The sequence below is a fragment of the Mesorhizobium sp. WSM4807 genome, assembly GCF_055811615.1.
The window spans coordinates 155,888-175,714 of the sequence record NZ_JBVVQY010000002.1 but is presented as its reverse complement, the minus strand read 5'-3'; the positions used below and the strand labels follow the sequence as shown (position 1 = coordinate 175,714).

The 19,827-nt window shown below is 58.9% G+C and carries 20 protein-coding genes; 2 read left to right on the top strand and 18 right to left on the bottom strand.

The window, feature by feature from the left end:
• Nucleotides 1–306: 306 nt before the first annotated feature.
• From AC0L3N_RS03165 to AC0L3N_RS03080, 18 genes are all read right to left on the bottom strand, one after another.
• Nucleotides 307–537: a hypothetical protein gene (locus tag AC0L3N_RS03165; RefSeq protein WP_473545527.1), complete on the bottom strand. Its 231-nt coding sequence runs from the start codon at nucleotides 535–537 to the stop codon at nucleotides 307–309.
• Between the two features lie 738 nt (nucleotides 538–1,275).
• Nucleotides 1,276–1,473, bottom strand: coding sequence for a hypothetical protein (locus AC0L3N_RS03160; protein ID WP_473545526.1), 198 nt, complete (start codon nucleotides 1,471–1,473; stop codon nucleotides 1,276–1,278).
• Nucleotides 1,470–2,258 (bottom strand): DUF3102 domain-containing protein, encoded by a 789-nt coding sequence (locus tag AC0L3N_RS03155; RefSeq protein WP_473545524.1) that lies wholly within the window; start codon nucleotides 2,256–2,258, stop codon nucleotides 1,470–1,472. The genes AC0L3N_RS03160 and AC0L3N_RS03155 overlap by 4 nt, the downstream gene beginning before the upstream one ends.
• Nucleotides 2,259–2,561: 303 nt before the next feature.
• Nucleotides 2,562–2,738 carry a hypothetical protein gene (locus AC0L3N_RS03150; protein WP_473545523.1) on the bottom strand — a complete coding sequence of 59 codons (177 nt, stop codon included), beginning with the start codon at nucleotides 2,736–2,738 and terminating at the stop codon, nucleotides 2,562–2,564.
• Between the two features lie 290 nt (nucleotides 2,739–3,028).
• Entirely contained in the window at nucleotides 3,029–3,268 is a 240-nt protein-coding gene (locus tag AC0L3N_RS03145) for a hypothetical protein (RefSeq protein WP_473545521.1), read from the bottom strand.
• A 715-nt stretch (nucleotides 3,269–3,983) separates the two neighbouring features.
• The gene (locus AC0L3N_RS03140) at nucleotides 3,984–6,011 is read right to left on the bottom strand and encodes a hypothetical protein (protein ID WP_473545519.1); all 2,028 of its coding nucleotides are present in this window, start codon (nucleotides 6,009–6,011) and stop codon (nucleotides 3,984–3,986) included.
• A gap of 10 nt (nucleotides 6,012–6,021) precedes the next feature.
• Nucleotides 6,022–7,629, bottom strand: a complete 1,608-nt coding sequence (locus AC0L3N_RS03135; RefSeq protein WP_473545517.1) for a terminase large subunit — start codon at nucleotides 7,627–7,629, stop codon at nucleotides 6,022–6,024.
• Nucleotides 7,626–7,898, bottom strand: a complete 273-nt coding sequence (locus AC0L3N_RS03130) for a P27 family phage terminase small subunit (protein WP_473545515.1) — start codon at nucleotides 7,896–7,898, stop codon at nucleotides 7,626–7,628. The genes AC0L3N_RS03135 and AC0L3N_RS03130 overlap by 4 nt, the downstream gene beginning before the upstream one ends.
• Before the next feature lie 116 nt (nucleotides 7,899–8,014).
• The gene (locus AC0L3N_RS03125) at nucleotides 8,015–8,332 is read right to left on the bottom strand and encodes a phage head closure protein (RefSeq protein WP_473545514.1); all 318 of its coding nucleotides are present in this window, start codon (nucleotides 8,330–8,332) and stop codon (nucleotides 8,015–8,017) included.
• Nucleotides 8,332–8,745 (bottom strand): DUF3168 domain-containing protein, encoded by a 414-nt coding sequence (locus AC0L3N_RS03120; protein ID WP_473545512.1) that lies wholly within the window; start codon nucleotides 8,743–8,745, stop codon nucleotides 8,332–8,334. The genes AC0L3N_RS03125 and AC0L3N_RS03120 overlap by 1 nt, the downstream gene beginning before the upstream one ends.
• Entirely contained in the window at nucleotides 8,742–9,161 is a 420-nt protein-coding gene (locus AC0L3N_RS03115; RefSeq protein WP_473545510.1) for an HK97-gp10 family putative phage morphogenesis protein, read from the bottom strand. The genes AC0L3N_RS03120 and AC0L3N_RS03115 overlap by 4 nt, the downstream gene beginning before the upstream one ends.
• Nucleotides 9,161–9,448: a head-tail connector protein gene (locus AC0L3N_RS03110; RefSeq protein WP_473545508.1), complete on the bottom strand. Its 288-nt coding sequence runs from the start codon at nucleotides 9,446–9,448 to the stop codon at nucleotides 9,161–9,163. The genes AC0L3N_RS03115 and AC0L3N_RS03110 overlap by 1 nt, the downstream gene beginning before the upstream one ends.
• On the bottom strand, nucleotides 9,445–10,377 hold the full coding sequence (locus AC0L3N_RS03105; protein WP_473545506.1) for a hypothetical protein: 933 nt from the start codon (nucleotides 10,375–10,377) through the stop codon (nucleotides 9,445–9,447). Before AC0L3N_RS03105 ends, AC0L3N_RS03110 begins: the two co-directional genes overlap by 4 nt.
• A 349-nt stretch (nucleotides 10,378–10,726) precedes the next feature.
• Complete coding sequence (locus AC0L3N_RS03100; RefSeq protein ID WP_473545505.1) at nucleotides 10,727–11,311, bottom strand: hypothetical protein; 585 nt, start codon at nucleotides 11,309–11,311, stop codon at nucleotides 10,727–10,729.
• Nucleotides 11,312–11,316: 5 nt separating this feature from the next.
• Nucleotides 11,317–12,903, bottom strand: a complete 1,587-nt coding sequence (locus tag AC0L3N_RS03095; protein ID WP_473545503.1) for a phage major capsid protein — start codon at nucleotides 12,901–12,903, stop codon at nucleotides 11,317–11,319.
• Entirely contained in the window at nucleotides 12,896–13,234 is a 339-nt protein-coding gene (locus tag AC0L3N_RS03090) for a gene transfer agent family protein (RefSeq protein WP_473545502.1), read from the bottom strand. The genes AC0L3N_RS03095 and AC0L3N_RS03090 overlap by 8 nt, the downstream gene beginning before the upstream one ends.
• Entirely contained in the window at nucleotides 13,231–14,484 is a 1,254-nt protein-coding gene (locus AC0L3N_RS03085) for a phage portal protein (RefSeq protein WP_473545500.1), read from the bottom strand. Before AC0L3N_RS03085 ends, AC0L3N_RS03090 begins: the two co-directional genes overlap by 4 nt.
• Nucleotides 14,485–14,592: 108 nt before the next feature.
• Nucleotides 14,593–16,386, bottom strand: a complete 1,794-nt coding sequence (locus AC0L3N_RS03080) for a DUF6538 domain-containing protein (RefSeq protein WP_473545499.1) — start codon at nucleotides 16,384–16,386, stop codon at nucleotides 14,593–14,595.
• Between the two features lie 397 nt (nucleotides 16,387–16,783).
• On the opposite strand from AC0L3N_RS03080, the gene AC0L3N_RS03075 reads away from it, so the two are divergent.
• Nucleotides 16,784–17,935, top strand: coding sequence for a nucleotidyltransferase family protein (locus tag AC0L3N_RS03075; RefSeq protein ID WP_473545497.1), 1,152 nt, complete (start codon nucleotides 16,784–16,786; stop codon nucleotides 17,933–17,935).
• Nucleotides 17,936–18,084: 149 nt separating this feature from the next.
• Nucleotides 18,085–19,731, top strand: a complete 1,647-nt coding sequence (locus AC0L3N_RS03070) for an ABC transporter ATP-binding protein (protein WP_473545495.1) — start codon at nucleotides 18,085–18,087, stop codon at nucleotides 19,729–19,731.
• The last annotated feature ends 96 nt before the right edge of the window (nucleotides 19,732–19,827 follow it).

The following is a 19,827-nucleotide window of genomic DNA, read 5'->3' as shown; positions in this document are numbered from 1 at the left end:
GCGGCGGGCTCCCGGTCGGTCAATGGGGCGCGTTGACGCGCAGAACAAAAGGGATACACTTCTTGAGTGCTTGAATGTGAGTCGGGCAACAAAGGAGATTTTGTGATGGCTCCAAAAAAGAGCGGCGGTGGACACAAGCAGACGAGTCAAAGCGTCTCGTCAGTTGCATCCAAGGGTTTGCGGACAGGCAAGCTAACGTCTTCCGAGATTAAACGGGTTTCTGCATCCGCCCTTGGGCAGGATGAAAAAAAAGGCCCCGGCAAGAAATAGCCGGGGCCTTGTGGTCGATCGGAGAGGGTCAGGCGGCTAGGCTGCTTCCTGCACCGTGTCCACGATCATCTCGGCAAGTTCCAACACGCAGATAGCCGGCCCGGTGAGTGCCCAGGTAATGATCTCGGCAACTTCGTAGATCAGCGCGCTACGCGAGTCGATTTCAAGCGGCTGAAGCGGAATGATGCCGCGAGACGGTTCTTCCTGATACTTTGAGCACCGACAGGACGCCCGCACCGGCGACGGCCTGCCACTACGCTTCACCATGCGTTATGAGAACAAAAAGGGAACTCCAGAGTCAAGTCCCGGTCGCATCGCGACGTGATAGGGCCTTGCCGTATCTAGACGCATTAGCCGCATAGATAGACCCACTGGTCTTTTGCTAAATCTCGGTGCAATACTCAAGTCAATGAGCAACGAAGCACCACCAACGCCGCCTCCCACGCCCGCTAAGGACCCTATTGGCTTGGTCATTTACTTTGCTTTTGCCAAGCTCGCCCGTTTTTCCCAAGCTCACTTTTTTTGGCTCGTTTTGTTGTTTGGAATTTTCGTTTGGGCGGGTCAAACGATCTACCAAGTGGCTACCTACAAACCTCCACCGATAGAAACTGCGGAACAGGCCCAACGACGTCTCGATGAACAGCTAGCCGCCTCTCAGAAAGCGGCGGAGAGAGCTGAGCGAACAAATGTCCTGTGTAACTTGTCGGCGCTCTGCACCGAATACGGCGAGGCCCGCCAAGCTTGCGCAGTTGCCGGAGACTTTCGCAATTGCTTAAGCATCAAGATGGGAGATGATTTTTATCTAACTGGTTCTTGCGGGAACGATGGAAGCGTAATCCATCCCCCGTTTGATATGCCCAGTCGCATTGAATGTATCCCCGTGACGATCAAGAGGGCCATACAATAACGCATTCAGCACCCCTTGGCGGTCTGTCGGCGCGCCCAGGTCAAAACGGCGCGGTGTGATCCGCGCCCTTTTCATCTGGCTGTCCGGCCCGTCGAAGGCTACTCGCCTTCCCGCATGTCGGCTGCGATCCAGCCTTGCACGACGTTTCGCGCAACAAACTCATTCGTTGCGTCCGATACGCCGGCCTTGGCTTTCTCCTCGCGCTCGCCGTAGCGCACCACGATCACGCGCCCGACTTGCTGCCAAGTAGCCTTGACACGCCCATAGGCGGTTTCGAGTTCGATGGTGTGGATCACGCCGCCTCACTCACAAGCTCATTCTCGGCCTTCATGCTCGCCGCTTTGTTCATGGCGTGGATAAAGAAATAACTGGACTTCCTGTAGAGTTTCCGGAACTTCAGGAACTCCACGCCGAGATGCTGCTGCAGGAACACGACGGCGTCACTGGCGGCCTGCTCGCAGTCCTTCTGTTGCTGCTCGTGCTTCTCCCTCAAGGCCGTATCGGCTGCGATCTGGCTTGCCTTGTTAGCCTTCAACTTCGCCTTGATCTTGGCCGCATGCTCTGGCGTCTTGCCTTCGGTTTTCCGCGCGATCTTGTCCGCTTCGGCTTTTTCTTTTTCCTGTTTGTCCTTGGCGTCGGCGATCCGGAACAAGATATCTTTCGGCGCCGGCGTGTTGCCTGCGCCGATCTCTGCGAGCACTTGGTCGCGAAGCACGTCCGGCACGGTCGGGGCGGCGAGCTTCTGAATGAGGGTTATCGGCAAAACCGACACTGTGTCGTATTTCCCACCGTCGAACTTCTCGACAACGCTCATATAGCGTTGCGCTGTCCTATCGGTGATAGGGAACGAGGAGGCTTTAATCCATTTGCCAAACTCGCCATGATCGAGCTTGGCCTTGATCGCGACCAGCTCCTCGCCGATCTCAAACATGCTGCCACCGATACCGTCGAATAGTTTGTGGATGCGGTCGGCTGCGTCGGCGAGTTCGGCATCGGTCGCCGGCACAATCACCTCGCCGTCAAGCACCGGCACGATCACCTCGCCGTCAAGCACCGGCACGATCACCTCGCCGTCAAGCACCGGTTGGACGAGAGCCGGAACCGGGGCCGGCTTGGTATCAGGAATATCGATGGCGTCGATTGCGACACGGATAAGTTCAAGGTCGTCAATGACGTGGATAGCGCCACGGGCAAGGTCAAGCTCGTCAATCGCGTAAGGGTCGCTAAGCTGTAGGTCGGTCATGTGCTGGTTCTCCAACCGCCTGAAGCCTGACAGCGGTGTGAGCGCCGTCAGGCCGGGGCAGTAATTGCTGCGGGGAATACCTATCCGTCACATGTGATGATGGATCACAAGTGAATAAAAGCGGTTATTTATGAACTTGAATTAGATCAACGGCTTAGCGTTTTCCGCCTGGACGCTCGCCGGCCAAATCCAAACCGCCATAAGCGCGTCGACCATCTGGTATGGCTCCCGCTTGCCGGTAAATGGGCAAGGCTCGATCACGGCGAGTGCCTGGGTGAGCCGGGCGTAAGTGTCGTTAGCGATGTAAACGTTTTCCAAGCGGGTTCTCCATTGGTCGGTTTGCCCGCTAGGTATGAGTCATATCGCGAAGGCGCGCAAGACATATAACGCAATAATTTCAAATACTTAGCCTAAGTCATCGATGACTTATCACCAAAGAAAAACCGCCGGAGTAGAACCCCGACGGTTTGACGCTTGTCGTAGACCAGTGAAGAGGACCAATCCCCACTGATTACATTATAGCAGACTCTGAACCGGGATGTTGAGAAAAATAGGTAAATAGTCCTATCACGGCGATTTGGCGGGAGCCGGCGAGGTAACGTTACCGTCTAGAACCGGCCGAAGTCCGGATGATCCTCAATTCTTGTGCGCTGGCGCTTCGCCCTGGTGACGTTACCACGGCCGGCCAGTTCGGCGTCGATCATCGCCCGCGTTGTTTCGAGCCATTCGACGGACGCTGATTTGATCGTCAATGAGATGTCGGTAACGTTACCCTCAGCCAAAGCCGAAAGCTTCAGCTTCTGTCGTTCGCGGTAACGTGCCTGCTTTTCTGCCGGTGTAAGTGCCATAGCGCGGTATGGTCTACGGTAACGTTACCGTCAAGGGGTAAGCACGTCTACTCGGGCCTTCGGCCCTCCCTGCGCGGCCTTCGGCCTTGCCCGCGCTTCGCGCGGTCGTCTTTGTTTTCTTGACCGGGTTGTTGTTTCTTGAAGGCTTAACCAATCAACACCGGCAATAGGACTATCCCCCGGTTGAGGAACTTAACGAACGATAGGCGCTAGAAGCGCTGTATGAACCATTCGAAGAAAGACGATGGGCTGCCTGACTGTTCCTCAACCGGGGGATTGTCTGTTACCGTTTAACAGGTGGGAGAGACGACTGCCTTGCTCAAGGGCGACACGGCCACGTCCTAGCCATATCATCATCGTCCGAATCCAGCGGCCTTCGCCGCATACGTAAGGGTTATCTGCCGAGGCAGATGCACAAGAGGGAACTTACCTTCAATTCCGGGTCTCGTAGCAAGTTGAGGCAATTAGCTCAGCGCCTGCTTAGGGTCAAATTGGTGATGCCTGGTCGAAACTCCATCCGCAAACAAGCTTTGGTTTGTGTTTCGATGTAACTATGTTGGCAACTATGGTCACGACAAGCGGGTCGGATCACAAAAGTATACGCGTAAGGTGGCGGTTCACCTAACGAAATCTCAACGAGGCAGGCATTTTTCTGCTGCGAATATTCGAGGCATTACAATATAGCAGTCTCGAAGCCGAGATGCCTAAATAAGTTCTATCGCCGCCTAGATAGTGGGTTTCCGGGACGCGTCGACCGCCTTAGCTCATCGGCCACAACACCGCGCATGGTCGACTCTAGCTGCCTGCCCATCTTTTTCGCCAGATCATCATTTTGTTCGGGTGTTCCCGCACTCCCATTGACTGTGATCGGTGCGCTGATGGCGATCTGTTGCGCGCGGTTGTTATTGCCGGCGAATACAGGCGCGCCACCGCCGACAATCCCGCCCTCGGCGAAGCCGGGAAGTCGGTTGTCGTTCACAGCTTCAAGTAGCGCCCGGTGCTTACTTGCTTGCTTAGCCCGGACGACAAACTCGCCATTGCTCAACCGGGCCGGGATGCTGTCCGACGTGGCCGTGCCGGGGCCGCGAACATGGCCGCCGTTAGCAAACAGTCCAACGAGCGAGCCCGACATGATGCCAGGAGCAAACGCCGACGTGCCGCCGAACAGGCTTCCAAGCATTCCTAGAATGCCACCGCCGCCCGACGAGTTGAACAGGGCGTTCATCGCGATGTCGACAAGCTTGTCGGCGACTTTGTTGAGGGCATTGACCAGCATCTCAGATGCCGACGCGCCGGCGCGCAAATCCGAAATGAAGCCGCCGAGAACGTCACGGCCAAGGCCGGACCACTCTTGTGCGGCTTCCCTCGCTTCATCCTGATCATCGGCGAGCTTTTGCGCCTCTACAGAGGCGCTACCGTAGGCGCTGGCTATCCGGTCGATCGTTGCCGCCAATTCCGGCGTGATCGCCTTGCCGGCCTCCTGTGCGGCGTTGAGAAGGTCTTGCTTCGTGCGGGCAACAGTAAGCGCAGCGCCGTAGTCATCGACCAGGGGATTCAGTCCGGCTTGCGCTGCCGTCTCAGCCCGTAGGACGGCTGTGCGCCTTTCCGCTTGCGCGATCTCACGTTCAAGACGGTCTGGCGCTGAAGACTTAGCCGCTGTGCCGCCGGCCTTGTCGCTGGTGCTGGACTCGCCGGGAATGATGGTAGCCCGGCGCGTTGCGTTGCCGTATCGGGCCTTAAGGTGCTCAACTAGCTTGTCGTCGGCCTTGGTGATCTCGCCGCCGAAGGCCTGTGCAATACGCGTATCGATGGCGTCCGGCTTGTCGCCCTTGCCCGGGCCGGTAAGCACGTCGCCGGGCTTGCCGACAAGTGAGCCGGCCATGCTGCCCATTTCGGCAGCCTGTCGGTTCTTAAGAAACTCGACCATACGGCCGTTGAGGCTGTCCAGGCCTTCGACGGCAGTCAGGATCGCGGACTGCGAGCTTACCGTGAAGCGGTGCCAGGCCGCGTCCCATCGGTCGCCCATCTCTTCGGCACGGCGCAACAGCTGCTCATCAATGACGCCGCCGGCATCTTCGGCGGCTTTCTTCATGTTGAGAATGCCTTGCGCGCCGTCGTTCAGTCCGACCAGCATTGCGCCGCCGCCCCGGCCGAATGCTTCGGTTACGAGGAGCATCTTTTCCTGCTCAGACGTCGCGTTCTGAATCAGGTCGGCATAGCTGCCTAGCAACTGCTCCGACGATCTTATCTGCCCGTTGCTGTCGCGAATGGCGATGCCGTTCGCCTTCAGGATGTCAGCAAGCCGCCCGCCCTTTATCGCTGCCTCGCCGATCCGCTTCGAAAACTGCTCCATTCCAGTTTCAAATTCGGACTGCTCCACGCCGGCCTGTGCAAAGCCGAAGCCCAGTTCCTGTAAGGCAGTTGTCGACAGGCCAATGCGGTCGGCGGTGTCGACCAAGTGCGAAGCCATATCGATCGTGTCGAGTGCTTTGTTGAATAGCGCAAGTGGTGCCAGCGCGGCCGTCGCGGCAACACCGACACCCGTAAACATGCCAACCAAGCCCCCCTTCAGTCCGCCGCCGATCTTGGCGAAGGATGCGTCCAGGCGCGTGGTCATGGTCTTGGCGCGCTGCTCGATCTTGTCGAAGTCCGACACGGCCGAACGGCGAGCGCGTTCGAAGGTGCGCCGGAAATCGCTATCTCGAGCGACAAGGTCAACGGCTAGAATCTGATCATCGGCCATGGGGCGTTTCCTATGCAAATAGCTCTTCTAGATCGTCTCGGTCGTAGATTGAGCGGGAGTTGTCGTTGGCGGCCGCACGGCTGACCGCCATAGCGGCGGCAACGGCGCCGTCGATGCGGTCAGTGTTCGACGCCTTGTGCATGCGCGTGATGCCGGTATCGCCCGTAGATGCCACGACGCTATCGAAGTGATGTCGAAGGATCGGGTGACCGCTATGGCGAAGTTTGCGACCGTTGACGGTGCGCTCCAGGTCGCCGATCGCCGGTCCCATGGAGAGCGGACCTTGACGCATCTCAAAGACCGGGATGCCTTCGTTGTGAAGCCGTTGCATCACCATCCGTGCAAGATGCGGATCGAAGGCGACTTCAAGCACGTTGTAGGTGGCGCACAACTCGCGGATATGAGCTTCGATGTCTTCCGGCTCAACGATCGGGCCGGCGCTAGTCTGAAGGTGACCGTCGGCTTTCCACTCGACGTAGGGAACGCGATCGCGTTCCGCACGGCCGGCAAGGTCGTCGTCGGGAAGGAAGAACCAAGGGTAAACCGTGATCCGGCCATCGTCATGTCGCCAAGCCGCGACAATCGCGGTTAGGTCGCCACTGACAGACAAATCAACACCAATGAAGCACGGCAAATCTTCAAGCTCGGAAAGCTCGAACTCGAACCGGCCCTCGTCATAGACGGCCATGTCAAACAGCGGCGTCCGGCTATGCGCTTGCCAGATATTGAGATTGAATTGCTTGAAGGCGTGGCGTTCCGCCGGCCGGTGTTCGGCTTCCTTTGCCGCCGTGCGCAAGGCATTGAGGCTCGGGAAGCCATGCTTCAGGCCGGGGTTGACGCGATGCCATAGGGCTTCGTCCTGCCAACCGTTGTCACTGGCAGCTTCGAAGATGATCGGCAGGAAAGCCGGGTTGTCGACGGTGCCGAGCGCGATCTTGCGGGCATAGTCATACTGCTCGAAACCGATGTTTTCCGAACCACGGCCGGCCGTCGTGGCGATCACCAAAAGGGTGCCGGGCGTCTTGACCAAACCGGACTTTAGCGCTTCCCAGAGGTCGCGGCCTTTCCAGACGTGTATCTCATCGACCAGGATGAACGCGGGCGTCTTGCCGTGCTGCGATGCGCCATCGCTCGAAATGGCCTGAAGCGATACGTCCTGCTTTTTGTAGACGATCTTTTTGACGCTGTTGTGCGCGTCGTAAATCTTGGTGGCGGCTATCAGCCGACGGTCCATGCGGATGATATTCGCGGCCTCTTTGAAGCCGAGCCCGGCTTGCTCGCGATCGGACGCGGCAAAGATCACCTGCCCGGCCGGGACTTTCTCAGGACCGATGGTGTGGAGCAGAGCCAGCGCCGCGGCGAGACTGGTTTTCCGGTTACCGCGGGGGATCAACCAGAACACGGTTTCGACCATGCGCCGGCCGTCTGGATGACGCGGGCCATAGATCCGCCTTACGATGCGTTCCTGCCAATCGTGAAGCTGGAATGCGCCACCGGGTGCGGTGCTGTTCGGATGCTTCAGGCTTCTCAGGAACCGCACGGCGCGGTCGCCATAGCCGAGCGGGTCGTCTATCGGCGAGCCGTCGAATATCCATTCGGGATAGGTGCTGGCGGTCATCTGACGTCCAGCGGGTTTGTGTCGTCGTCGTCATCGTCGCGACCACCGACGCGCGCCCGCGACGTGGGCGACAGCCCATATTCGGCGGCAAGCTGCCGGGCCGTCTGCATGGCCTTGTCTTGTGCTCGCACAAGCTTCAGGTCGATCGCGCCGCTATCGTCGCGCATGATGGCGTCGATCTCGCGAACGAGACCGCGCGCCAAACAGAAATCCTCGACGCCGCCAAGATCGGCCTTGGTGATGATCCGATCTTCGATAAGGCGGGGCATGACGCGCGCCCATTCGGCCTTAGCGAACGCGCTGAAGTAGCGAGGCGCTGGCGGTGCCTTGGTGAGCGGGTCGCGATCATGCGAAAGGGCCGGCTTTACGCCGCGAAGATGCGTCACTAGCGGGCGCGCTCGCACCGCAGTTCGAGACCACGCCGCCGGCGGATCTCAGTAATCCCGACAAGATCGAACGCGACGCCCTCATAGATGACGCGTTCGGCCGTGGTGATGTTGCCGACATACCGAATCCGGAACGTCATGGTGATGCGTTCGGCCTCGCCAAAAGTGCGGTGCTGTTCGTCGGCGATCGCATCGGTCTTTTCGGCGCGAAGGCCTGTGGCGAAATTCGTCCAGGCGGACGTAACCGAGCCGGTTGAAGATTTGGTTTCGACCTTGCGTTGAATATCGATCGAGCGATTAAGCTTGCCGGCGCGCATCACAGTTTCCACCGGACGACGGCTTCGACGTTGAGAACGCCGTGCGCGAATTCAGGATCGGGATCACGAAGCCAGCGGATGGTCTTCGCCTCGAATAGATCGAGGCTGCAATCGGTGATGATCAGCGGTGCGCGAAGAGCCTCATGCATCGCAAAGCCGATAGCCTTCGCCAAGTCGCCACCGGCATCCAGCGCCCAGATGTGAAGGTCGAGCCAGACGCGGGCGCTATACTGGTTACCAGCGCCATAGCCGAGATATTCGATTTGAGCGCCAGACATGATCACGGACGGAAGCTGTTCGCGGCGCATGCTGCCGGTGCGGATTTGATCGGCCGCAACGAGCGACGTGACGGCCGGTGCCGAAGTCAGCCGGGCGTTGATGGCCGTCTGAAGGGCAAGGGAAGGCTCGATCATGGCCGCTTCCATGCGGCTTTAACCAGCTTGCCGAGCGCAAGCTTGATCGCGCGCTGCCCGCGCGGCCCGTAGGTGCGGACGGTCGGCCAGAAATACGGTTGAGCCGGCGCGGTTGATGTGCCGTATTCGACTAAATGAACATAGCGCGTAGCGTGGTTGCCGACGGTGATGATTGCTTCGTTGTTCGCGGCGATGCGCGATCCGCCGGGCTGTGAATAGGCAGGCGTCGATTGACCGGGCGGGGTGACCGCGACGGAATCCTTCAGGTCGCCGCTATCTTCCGGCGCTGCGCGCTGTATGCGGCCGGCGATCTTGTTCGCCTCGATGACGAGCTTCGGCTCGATGGCCTTCGCCACGTCCGCCGGAAGCTCCCGCATGACACGGTCGAAGGCCTGAAGCTGCTTGGAATGGGCCATCAAAGTTCCCATTCGCGGTGCGAGCGGATCAGATCGCGGACGCCGAACGGCACTTCGTTGCCGTCGATGCCGACAAGAACGGCTTCGCGGTTCTCATACCAGTGCGAGGCAAGCTGAAGCGTGGCCAGCGTGATCTCTGCCGGGATAGTTTCGAAGGTGGCGAGTTCCTTGCCGATCTGTCGAACAATCCAGCCTTCGGCGGCTGCGATGTAGACAGCGAGCAACGCGTCGTCGGCGGTCCCGGTGAGGTTCATCTGCGATTTGAGAAGGTCCAGGGACACGCTCATTCTGAAAATCCTATATTCATGCCCTCTTGCGCGAGGCTCCCCCCGCCGGTCCCAACGGACGCCGGCAAATTGGAGACCACCCCCCGGCTCATGGCGGTTGTCGGCAAAACCGACACGGTGTCGCATTTGCCGCCCATGGCGACGGCTTCGGCGAGCGTGCGGCCGCTACGAAGGCGTGCAATGAGAGTGTTGTATCGAACACCGGCATGAGCCGCCCATTCGGCAAGCGTCTTCGACACACCGTCTATGGTGTGAAGTGTCATAGGGCGTTCGCCGTGCTTGGCGGTTAGCGCTTGCTCGAACGTGGCACCCTGATTCACGCGTCGAAGCAGAGTGTCGTATTTGATACCGGCGTCTCTGGACCATCGGCTTAGCGACTTGCTGACACCATTGGATGTGTAGAGCTTGGCAGGGCGGCCATGCCGGTTGAAGCTGGCCTTGCCATTGCACGTCTGGCCTTTTGGTAGGTAGATCGTGCTGAGAACGGTTGCCATCGGGTGGCCCGCCTGGATGCGCGAGCGAAGCGTCCCAGCGCGGATGCCGGTGATCTTTGACCATTCGGAGACTGTGAGGCTCTTGCCGTCATGCTCATACGTGGCGACCGTGCGTTTAACGGGCGGCTGGCTTGCGGCCGGAATGATGGTGAACTTCTCGCCACGAGCAGCGGCTTCGTCACTGAGAAGAATGGCAGCAGCGGCACGTTCCGCCACTGAATTGGGGTCCATACCGGCAAGGTTACAGACGTAGATAAAATCCTTGTTCTTGGGGCGAAACCAAGCGCGGGCCTGATTGCGCGCCGTGATAGACGCGAGGCGCTTAGCACGGACGGTTGCGGGCGCATCTTCTAGAGAGCCGACAACCGTTGTGGCGTCCAAGGTAGCCTGAAGGATCACGCGCACCCAAAGCTCGCGTTGAGGATCGGGGCTCATAGCTTGCGCTCCAATCGCTGCTTACGGCTTGAATGGCATGGTGACATGGCCATGGGCTGCCAATTGGCGCGGTCCCAGAACAGCCGCTTATCGCCACGGTGCGGTTTGATGTGGTCGACCATGTCGGCGACACGCCCGCAGCCGCATGCGCAATGACGGTGCTGTGGCATCGCTAGGAAGGCTTTGCTTTCCTTCTGCCACTTAGAGTCATAGCCGCGTTCGCGGGCTGAAGGCCGGGCCTTGTCGAAGCGAGCCTTGCGGGCGCGGTCGCCGGCAGCCTGACAGGCGCAGCGTTGGCCGGCAGGAACGATCTTACCGCATGTGCAAAGGTGGGGCGGACGCGTTGCCATCACTGCGCACCAACGGAAAGAGCACGTAGCGTAGCGATGCCCCGTGCGACTTCAGCGGGCGCAACGGCCTCGAGCGGATCGTATGCGGGTTTGTCTTCGGCGGTGCCGTGGATGGCCTTCAGCTTGGCGACAAGGCCACGCTGCGCGACGATAATCTCTGCAGGCGCTGCCGCCCAGGTATCGGCCGGCGACCATCCTAGCCAGCCCGTGCCGATCTCGAAAAGCTGTTCAAGCGATTCCTCGATCGTGAATTCTTTGCCCGCGTGTTTGCGGGGCTTAGCGGGTTCGGCGTCGGCATCGATGCCGAATGAAGCCGCGACCAGCCGGGTTAGTTCGTCGGCAAGCTCAAAGAGGCAACGGTAGCCACGCTCATCAATCCGATTGACCAAGATCCGATAAGCGGCCGGATCGTCGGTTGCTGCCGTGACGATGTCGAGAACGACGTTGAAGTCGCCTTCGTCGATGCCGCGAACGACATTGGCTAGGCCGTGCTTTGTTTGGAGTAAGGCAGCGGCCCGCAATGACGGGCGCAACCGCACGGCGTTTCCGCCGTGAGCAATTACGATGTCAGGTGCGAGCCGCATGATTGTTAGACCGCGACCTTCAGCTTCAGGAAGCGATCGGCGTGGGTCACGTCGCCGCCGACGCGCTTGCGGGCGTGGAAACGAACCTGACCCTTCGTCGCGAGGCTGAAGGGATCACGCATAACCGACAGGCCGATGCGATCGACAATCCGATATCCGGACAGGTCACCGAACATGATCGGATAAGCGTTTGCGGCAACGTCGGGCATGTCGACCGCTTCGACAATCGGCCGGCCGAGCAAAGTAACGGGCGCGCCTGCCGTAATCGGGTCGAGCATGATGAAACGGCCCGTGCCGTCCTTCAGAGTGCGAAGCGTGCCAAGCGTGGTCCGGTTCATAAGCCAGACGCCGTTCTGGGCGATGACAGACGCAACCTTGTGGAACATGCCGATAATAGTTGCGGCCGGGTCGGTGCCGAGCGTGGCCGCGTTGCCGGTCTTCACTTCGGCGATGCCGGCGGCTGCGAGTAGACCTTTCGGCTTGCCGGTGCCATCGCCGATCACGAATGCCCCAGCTTCGGTCTTGCCGAACGATTCCGCGAAGTCGTCTTGAAGCTCGCCTTCCAGATTATAGGCGTTGTCTTCCAGAAGCTGCGTCGAAACGTCGGTGTAGGTGGCAAGCTCGTAAGGCGTGAAGATCGCCTGTTCGAACGTCATTCCCGATGCCGTCCGGTCATCGATCTCAGCAACCCACGACGCGGCGGTGCCGGTGAGCCGGCGCGGAAGCTTCACTTCGGCGGCGGAAATCGGAACAACCTTGGCGTATTGGCGAATGGGCGAGAATTCGACCAGCTTTTTCAGAATCTCGCTTCCGAAGTCTTCCGGCGCAAGATAGCCGCCGTTCGCGTCGACCGACACAGTGAGCGCCTTGATTTCGTCCTGGCCCATGCGTTCCACGCCGCGACGTGCGAACGTTGAGAACGCCTTGGTTTCAAGTGCGACGTTATCGTTGTCCGCAGCCGGGACGTTGGAGTTGGCGGCGGCCGGGCGATTAAACTTCGCTTCGAGCTTGTCAAAGCGTTCGGTGAGTTTCACGACGGTCGCAACGTCATTGGCGACGGCAGCAACCTTCTTTTCGAGTTCCGCGATTTCCGGGGCGGGCGCCGGCAGTTCATTGGGCATTTCATTTCCTTTGAGGTGTGCCGTGCCATCGACGGACTTAACAGTGAGAATTCTCGCGTCCGGATGGCTAGGATTCGCGACGATGCTGATTTCGGCGACGTGAAGGGAATAGATGTCGCGGCCGCGACCACCAGGACGGGCTTTGGTCTCGCCAGCCCGAAAGCCGATTGAGAGGCCGTTGATGCGGCCCGATCGAACGCGGCCGTGAACGTCGCGAGCGCGGGGGACGCTGTCCAGAAAGAGCCGGCCTTTGACCTGAAGACCGCCGTCGGTTTCTTCGACCGTTTCCCAGTTGCCGATGATCCGATCAGGATCATGTTCGAACATGATTGGCATCGCTGCCGACTTGGCGAACGCGCCCTTGTGGATGATGTCGCCGGCAAGGTCCGGCGAACCAAACGGCCATGCTAGGCCGGTGATCTCGCCAGCTTCTGAAACGGAAAGATCGGCTTTGAATTCCAGCTTATCCATTGTCGGCTGCCTGGCCTTCCGGTTTCGGGGCCGGGGTGCCGGACCAGATCAATTGCAGGATGGCCGTAGCGAGCGCGTAGGGCTCATTGAGCGGGCGCTTGGCCGCGTAGGTGTCTGAGAGTGCGGCCGCTTCCTGTGGCGTCGTGCCGCCGCCTATGAGGGCAAGCCGGATGATCTCGACAAGATCGGCGTGCTTGAAGTGGCCTTCCGGAACGCGAAGACAGAGCGAGCCAATCCCCACTCCGGTCTTGCGCTGAAGCTCTGCGATTAGTTCCGGCGAAAGCGCGAATGTGCGCTCGGCATCGCCGAAGAATGCGACGTGCGTGTTCATGCTGCTTCCTTGCCGGGTCCGGCGTTGTCGTTCGCCGCCGACGGCGCGCCGGGCGTGATGTTCGGATTTGCCAGAACGTCGCCGCCGTCCAGGGGCTCACGGTTCAGGCCGGCGCGGACTTCGTTGGCAGTGATCGCGCCCATGGCGCGATACTTCTGATAGGTCTCGGCACGGGTCGCCGAATTGGCTGTCAGAAGGTCGTCAATGACGAACTCGACATAATGGGTTTTGCGCTCTTCAGGCGTGAGCAGGACGCGGGCGTAAGCCCACTCCCATTCGTCCAGCCATGAGCGTAGCGTGAGCGTGAGAAACGACTGGAACATCTCTTCCGCGTTCGACCATGTGGCGCGGGAGAGCTCGAAAAGAAGATGTGGCGGAACGCGGAAAACGCGGGCGATCTCATTGACCTGTTCAACGCGCATTTCGGCGAATTGAGCGTCGGCGCTGGTTAGCGCGATCTGTTCGTATTTCCAGCCGTCGTCCAGAACCATGGGTTCAGTGAAGCTGCCGGACGACGTTGCTGCTCGATACGCGGCCTTGATCGCGGCAATAACTTTCGAACCGGACGAACCACCTTCGCCACCCTTTTTGTTGTCGTTGTAGAAGAGGGCGGACGGCTTAGCGCCACCAGCAAAAAGCTGTGAGGCGTGACGCTCCAGGATGGTCGCCAGCGCGATGGCTTCGCGACCGGCCTTGATCGGGGCGAGGCTGAGCGGCGACGATACATGAAGAACGTCGCGGAAATCATAAGTCCACTCGCGAGTGCCAACGCGCCGGACGTAGACCGGCTCGCCAGTTAGTTCGTTCGTTTTGATGGTGACGGTTCGCGGGTCGAGGCGGATGAACTCGTGGACCTTGCCAGCGCCGACGCGAATGGCGAGGGCGTAACCGTGATCATGCAAGAGCGCGTCGGCCGTGAGAGCAGCGCGAAGCTGTCCGGCCGAAGTCCAATCGTTCGATTCGTCATGAACGAGGCGATAGGCGGGATGATCGTTAGCGGTTCGCTTCCCGCCAGCCTCTGCTCGAAAGAGTTTGGCGGGAAGCGAACCAATCGCGCCAGAGATAAGCGCGATAGCTGAGTAGACGGCCGGGACGCGAAGCGCGGTCGCGGCATTTATCGAAGGGCCGGCGATTGTTGGAAATGTGCTGAACAATTCGAGCGCCAGCGGATCAGTAAGCGATATCGATTTCTTCTCGAGATCGCCACTGAATATGCTCTTGAACAACTCGACAGGACGCTTAAGCAACATAACCTCGAATTTGATTTCGAGATTATTGTCTCACGTTCATCGATAGGAAGATATACCTTTATTTCACTTAGTAGGTATTTACTTTTCTGGCGATTTATGATCTATCATCTAGGGGTGTAGGTGCTTTAGGTCCAAGTCTGGATAGGCAATCGAGTTCACCAGGTCGAGACGCTGCTGAAGCATTCCTTGGGGCATGATACCGTAGCGGCCGGTCGTGCTGCCGCTCGTATGTCCAAGGATGAAGCCGAATTGGTCATCAAGGTAGCCGGCGCGGCGAAGCGCGTCGGTCGCACCGTGCCGGAAGCTGTAGAGCGACAAGCCGCGACCGACCTTTAAGCCGATGCGTTCCAGATACCGGGGGAACTCGCGCGAGAAGTCAGCAATCATCTGACCGCGCTCGTTACGCTCGGCAAGCGGGAATAGCCGGGTCTCGCCGGTCTTTTCGACGCCCTTGCGATATTCGATGAAGCCAAGCTTGATCAGTTCCGGGTGAATCGGCACGACACGCATAGAGCCTTCGGTCTTGGTGCTCTTGTCGTCACTGTCGCCTTCTTCGGTAATATGCATGATCCAATGGCCGTGCTGCTGCCGAACGTCGGTAACGGCAAGCTGCGCGATCTCGGCGGGGCGCGCGCCACTGTAAAGCATGATCAGCGGCACCCAATAGCGATGATCGCGGATGACGATATTGCCCGGAAGAGCCCAGAAGCGAGGCGCTTCATCGCTTCGGCAGCCAGTGAACAGCGGCGATTTGAAAAGCGTGTTCATCTGGTCGACCGTAAAGACGGGCTTTTTCTTCCGCTTTTCCTTGGCAAGGAACATGTCGGCGACGGGATTGTCGTCGACGTAGCCGTGGTCAACCAGCCAGCCGCAGAACGCGCCAAGGCTCGACAGATATCTGTTGACAGTGCGCGGCGTAATCGTTGGCTTCCCTATCGTCTCGTTGTGCTTGACGATCTGCGCAAGGCGCATGCCGGCGAAGGCTTTGCTTTCGCTCGCCTTGACCGGATACTTCATCAAGAGCGACTTCCATTCGCGAGCGGCCTTTTTGTCGATCCTACGAACCGGACAAGTGCTGCCGACATGATCAACAAAGGTGCCGATGTCGCGCCGGGCCTGATTCAGTGTGTCCGCCTTGACGCCGTTCGGATTTTCGCGAGCGTATTGCTCGAATAGTTCCATTATCCCCTCGCCCGGTGCCGCTTGCTCGCGAGACGTGCCAGTTGCCGGCTTTACGATCGGGTCTTTCGGGCTGCCGCTGTAGTCGCCCTGGTCACGTTCAAGCGTGCGTTCTAGGGCTTCGATCTCACCGCGCATCATCCGTCGGGCGATGTCGCCACGATCTGGGGATAGCGGATCGATCAGAAGCTTGTTCCGGTCGATGTAGTCGTCAACTTCATCGGCGATCAGCGCCGCCTCACCTTCGGCGAGGTGTCTGCGCATGGCGTCGAGCTTGGCGCGTCGGGCTTGTCCGTCGTGCGCCCGCCCCTGCTTCAACACCATGACGTCAAGGCCGGCGTCCAGCGCCGCCAGCGGGTCGCTTATGTCGATACCTTCTCGTTGCACCCGCTCGACGGCCCGCTCGGTCGCGGCGTCGATGTCGGCGGCGACCGGCATTGATTGCCGGACCTGCTCATTACGCTGAAGGGTGCCGGTGTAGTGCTGCCAAACCGCATCGGCCTTATCATCAGGCGTGAGCATACGGCGCGAGCGCATGTCATCGAACTGCCGGTTCCATGCCTCGACCACGGGCCAGAGCCGGCGCTTAGCCTCGTTCTCGTCCTTGGTGCCGAGCGCCTTCACGAGTTCTTTCTTGCCGACGCTATCGATAAGATCGAGGGGAACGCGAGCGCGAGCATAGTAGGATGCCCCGCGCCGTAAGAGGTAGCTTAAGCGTGCCATGACTGCCCCACCTGGAAGGTCTGTGTGTTACAGTCATGTGTTACAACTATGATCGAAAAAGGTCAACAACTACAAATATTTATACGATACCAAGGCCTTAGAGAATGTTGGATTATGGTCCTGGCGCCCCAGCCATCGCTCACAGGGTCCGTTCCGGACACATGTGTAGCAGCCGTTTAGTAATGCGACAGTTGAGCAAGTTCGATGCGACAGCGCTCTCGCGGCACGCTACGCCGCTGCCAACTTGACAGCCTCGTCCCCAATGCCCATCAGACGATGTCAAAGCTTGCGGTGAACGCAGCAGCGAACAGATGGCTAGGCCCGAACGAATGACAACAATCTGCCAGAGCGCCGGGCCCCAAGGGCGCTGTTGGATCTCTGCAACGGAGCTCTAGTCATGCAGGGCATTGACGAGCTGCTTTGTGCTACCCTACGTTGCGAAAATCCGCCTTGGCCGGAATACGGCGACAATAATTTCGCAGCCCGCTTCATCGAGCGAAGTGCTTATCACGGGGTACAGGCGTTACTTCATCACTATATTGCGGATCGCGAACGCGTTGACCTGGGTTGGCCGAAAGTTATTTTGGATGCTTGTCGTCAGCAGGCCACCGCTCAAGCATTATGGGAGATGCGCCACCAGTACCTGCTGAATCAAGTACTAGAGCGGCTAGTGGCCATTGAGATCCACCCAATTCTGTTCAAAGGCACGGCCTTAGCCTACGATGTCTACCCGGCGCCTTTCCTGCGTACAAGAGGTGACACTGACCTCATTGTGCCGTCGGGCACCCGTGATCGGGTAGCCAAAGCATTAGAAACCCTGGGGTTTTGTGAACTGGGAACAAGGGCGGATGTCATTACCGGTCAGACGAGCTTTAGCTGGACAGACCCCGCCTCCAATCAGGAACACACCCTCGATGTGCATTGGCGGCTTGCCAATTCCACACTCCTGTCAAATCTGTTCTCGTATGAAGAATTGCGCTCCGGGGCCCGGCCACTGCCGAACCTAGGCGCGAGTGCCCACGCAGCTGATCCAGTGCACGCGCTCGTGCTCGCCTGCATGCATCGAGCGGTCCACACGCACGCTTTGTATTACGTCGATGACGTGGCCCACTATGGCGGCGATCGACTGATCTGGTTTTATGACATTCAGCTTCTGTTCTCGATGCTCTCGCCTTCGCAACGCAATGAATTTGTTGAACTTGCCGAGCGTAAAGGATTGCGGGCGACCTGCCTGGACGGCATCGAGGCGACCCGAGCCCGTTTTCATACCGCTATACCCGAAGCCGTGTCTGGCGCGCTTTCCCGCCCTGGACCGACAGAAACCGCATCGAGCTATCTCAGCGGATCCAGGTCGTACCGAGTATGGATGGACTTCCAAGCCGCGAGAGGCGTGCGAAACAGGTACGGTTTTCTGGCCGAACTCTTCTTCCCGCCGGCAATCCATATGCGGCAAAAATATCGCCAGGCAAACCTATCGTGGCTGCCTTGGCTCTACTTACGCCGGGCCCTAGCCGGGTCTTTGAAGTATTTACGCGGCCGGGGTAGTTGAGTCTCCCTGCGGGCGCGTGATTCCGAAATCGTAAGAAATTCTACCGCGGCTGAGGATGCAGCCTGCCTCTTGGTGCTCACTCCAGCAGATCACGTCGATCGATCTCTTGTGGAACTATGAACAGATTGTCGAAAATTAGTGAGACAAACATGCTGCTGACACTAGCGGCACCTTATCGCCTGGCGTTGGCCGTCGGCCTTATATTGATGCTATGCGAAAGCGCTGCTTTGTTGGTTATGCCTTGGCTTGGTGGCAGGCTTGCTGAAACGTTTCTCCAGGAACGAGCAGGCAGCAGCACGATCAACATCCAGGTACTTTTTCTAGGAGCATTGGCGCTGTTCGCGGTACAGGCCGTTTTAAAATTCAGCAATATATACCTGCTTGGTGGGACGACCACACGAATACTGGCGGACTTGAAAATCCGGGTTTACGACCATCTTCAGGCGTTGCCGCTTGCTTTCTCCCACCGGCGGCGTCACGGCGATACGCTCGCGTTACTTACTCATGATGTGTATGTCGTGAGCGATTACATCAGCGGCACCGCACTTGCTGCCTTGCCGCTCTTCTTCACCGTCAGCGGGGCATTGGCTTTAATGTTCCGAATCGATTCTCTTCTCGCCATGTTCGCTGCAATCATTATTCCATTGCTCTATCTACTGCTTAAAATTTTCGGACGACGCATGCGGCCATTGGCTCTCCAACTTCAGGAGGAGCACGCCATTGCCATCGCCATTGCTGAGGAAAACCTCAGCATGCTTCCCGCCATCAAGACCTTCACGCGCGAACAGCAAGAATCGCAGCGTTATCGGGGCCAAATCGAGCGCGTCGTCAGCCTGAGCGCCAAGGAGCGCGCTATCCATGCCGCATTGGGGCCGGGGGTTCAGCTTGTAACGGCGACTGCGGTCGTTGTTATGCTTTGGTTGGCCCAAGGGCAAATTGGCGATGGGGCTCTCACCGTGCCTCAATTGGTGAGTTTTCTCCTTTACGCCCAGGTAATGGCGCGACCCATGGCCGGGCTCGCAGACGTCTATGGACGGACCCAGCACGCGCGCGGAGCGCTGAGCCGGCTCGCAAGAGCCTTGGCCGAAGAGCCTGAGCCGAGCTGGCATGCGGGCAAGCAGATGGGTAAAATAAACGGCGAGATCGAATTCCGCGGTGTCACGTTCAGTTACCCGGGGCGTGAGCCTGCATTGAAATGCCTCGATCTATCCGTCGCCGCGGGCGAAACAATAGCCATCATAGGTCCCAACGGCGCAGGAAAGAGCACGGTGGCGCATTTGCTTATGCGATTGCATGAGCCTTCCAAGGCAAGCATTTTCATCGACGGAGTGGATATTTCCACGGTTTCCTTGCATAGCCTGCGCAGCCAGATAGGGGTCGTGCCTCAGCACGTGTTGCTGTTCAACGCCAGCGTCCGCGACAACATCGCATATGGGCGGCCTGAGCCGACACAGGATGAGGTCGAGGCAGCAGCGCGGTCGGCCCGCGCGCATGATTTCATCATGCAATTGCCGCAGGGTTACCAGACGCCAATCGGCGATCGGGGCGTGCGGCTGTCCGGAGGGCAACAGCAGCGGTTGGCGTTGGCCCGGGCGCTGTTGAAAGATCCGCCGATTCTAATACTCGACGAAGCTACCGCTATGTTCGATCCAGAGGGGGAGCGCGAGTTCCTGCAGACATGCGTGGATGTGCTGCGACAGAGGACGGTGCTTTTGATAACCCACCGACCGGCGAGCCTGGCGCTGGCTGATCGGGTGTTCAAGCTGGACAATGGCATTATGACAAGCGCCGAGTAAGTCCAGCCTCACCGTCACCCAGGCTATGTCAACTGAACCCGGTGCTTCGGATCAGGCTATCGCGCGCCTGCTGCTGGACAATACAAATTCATACAC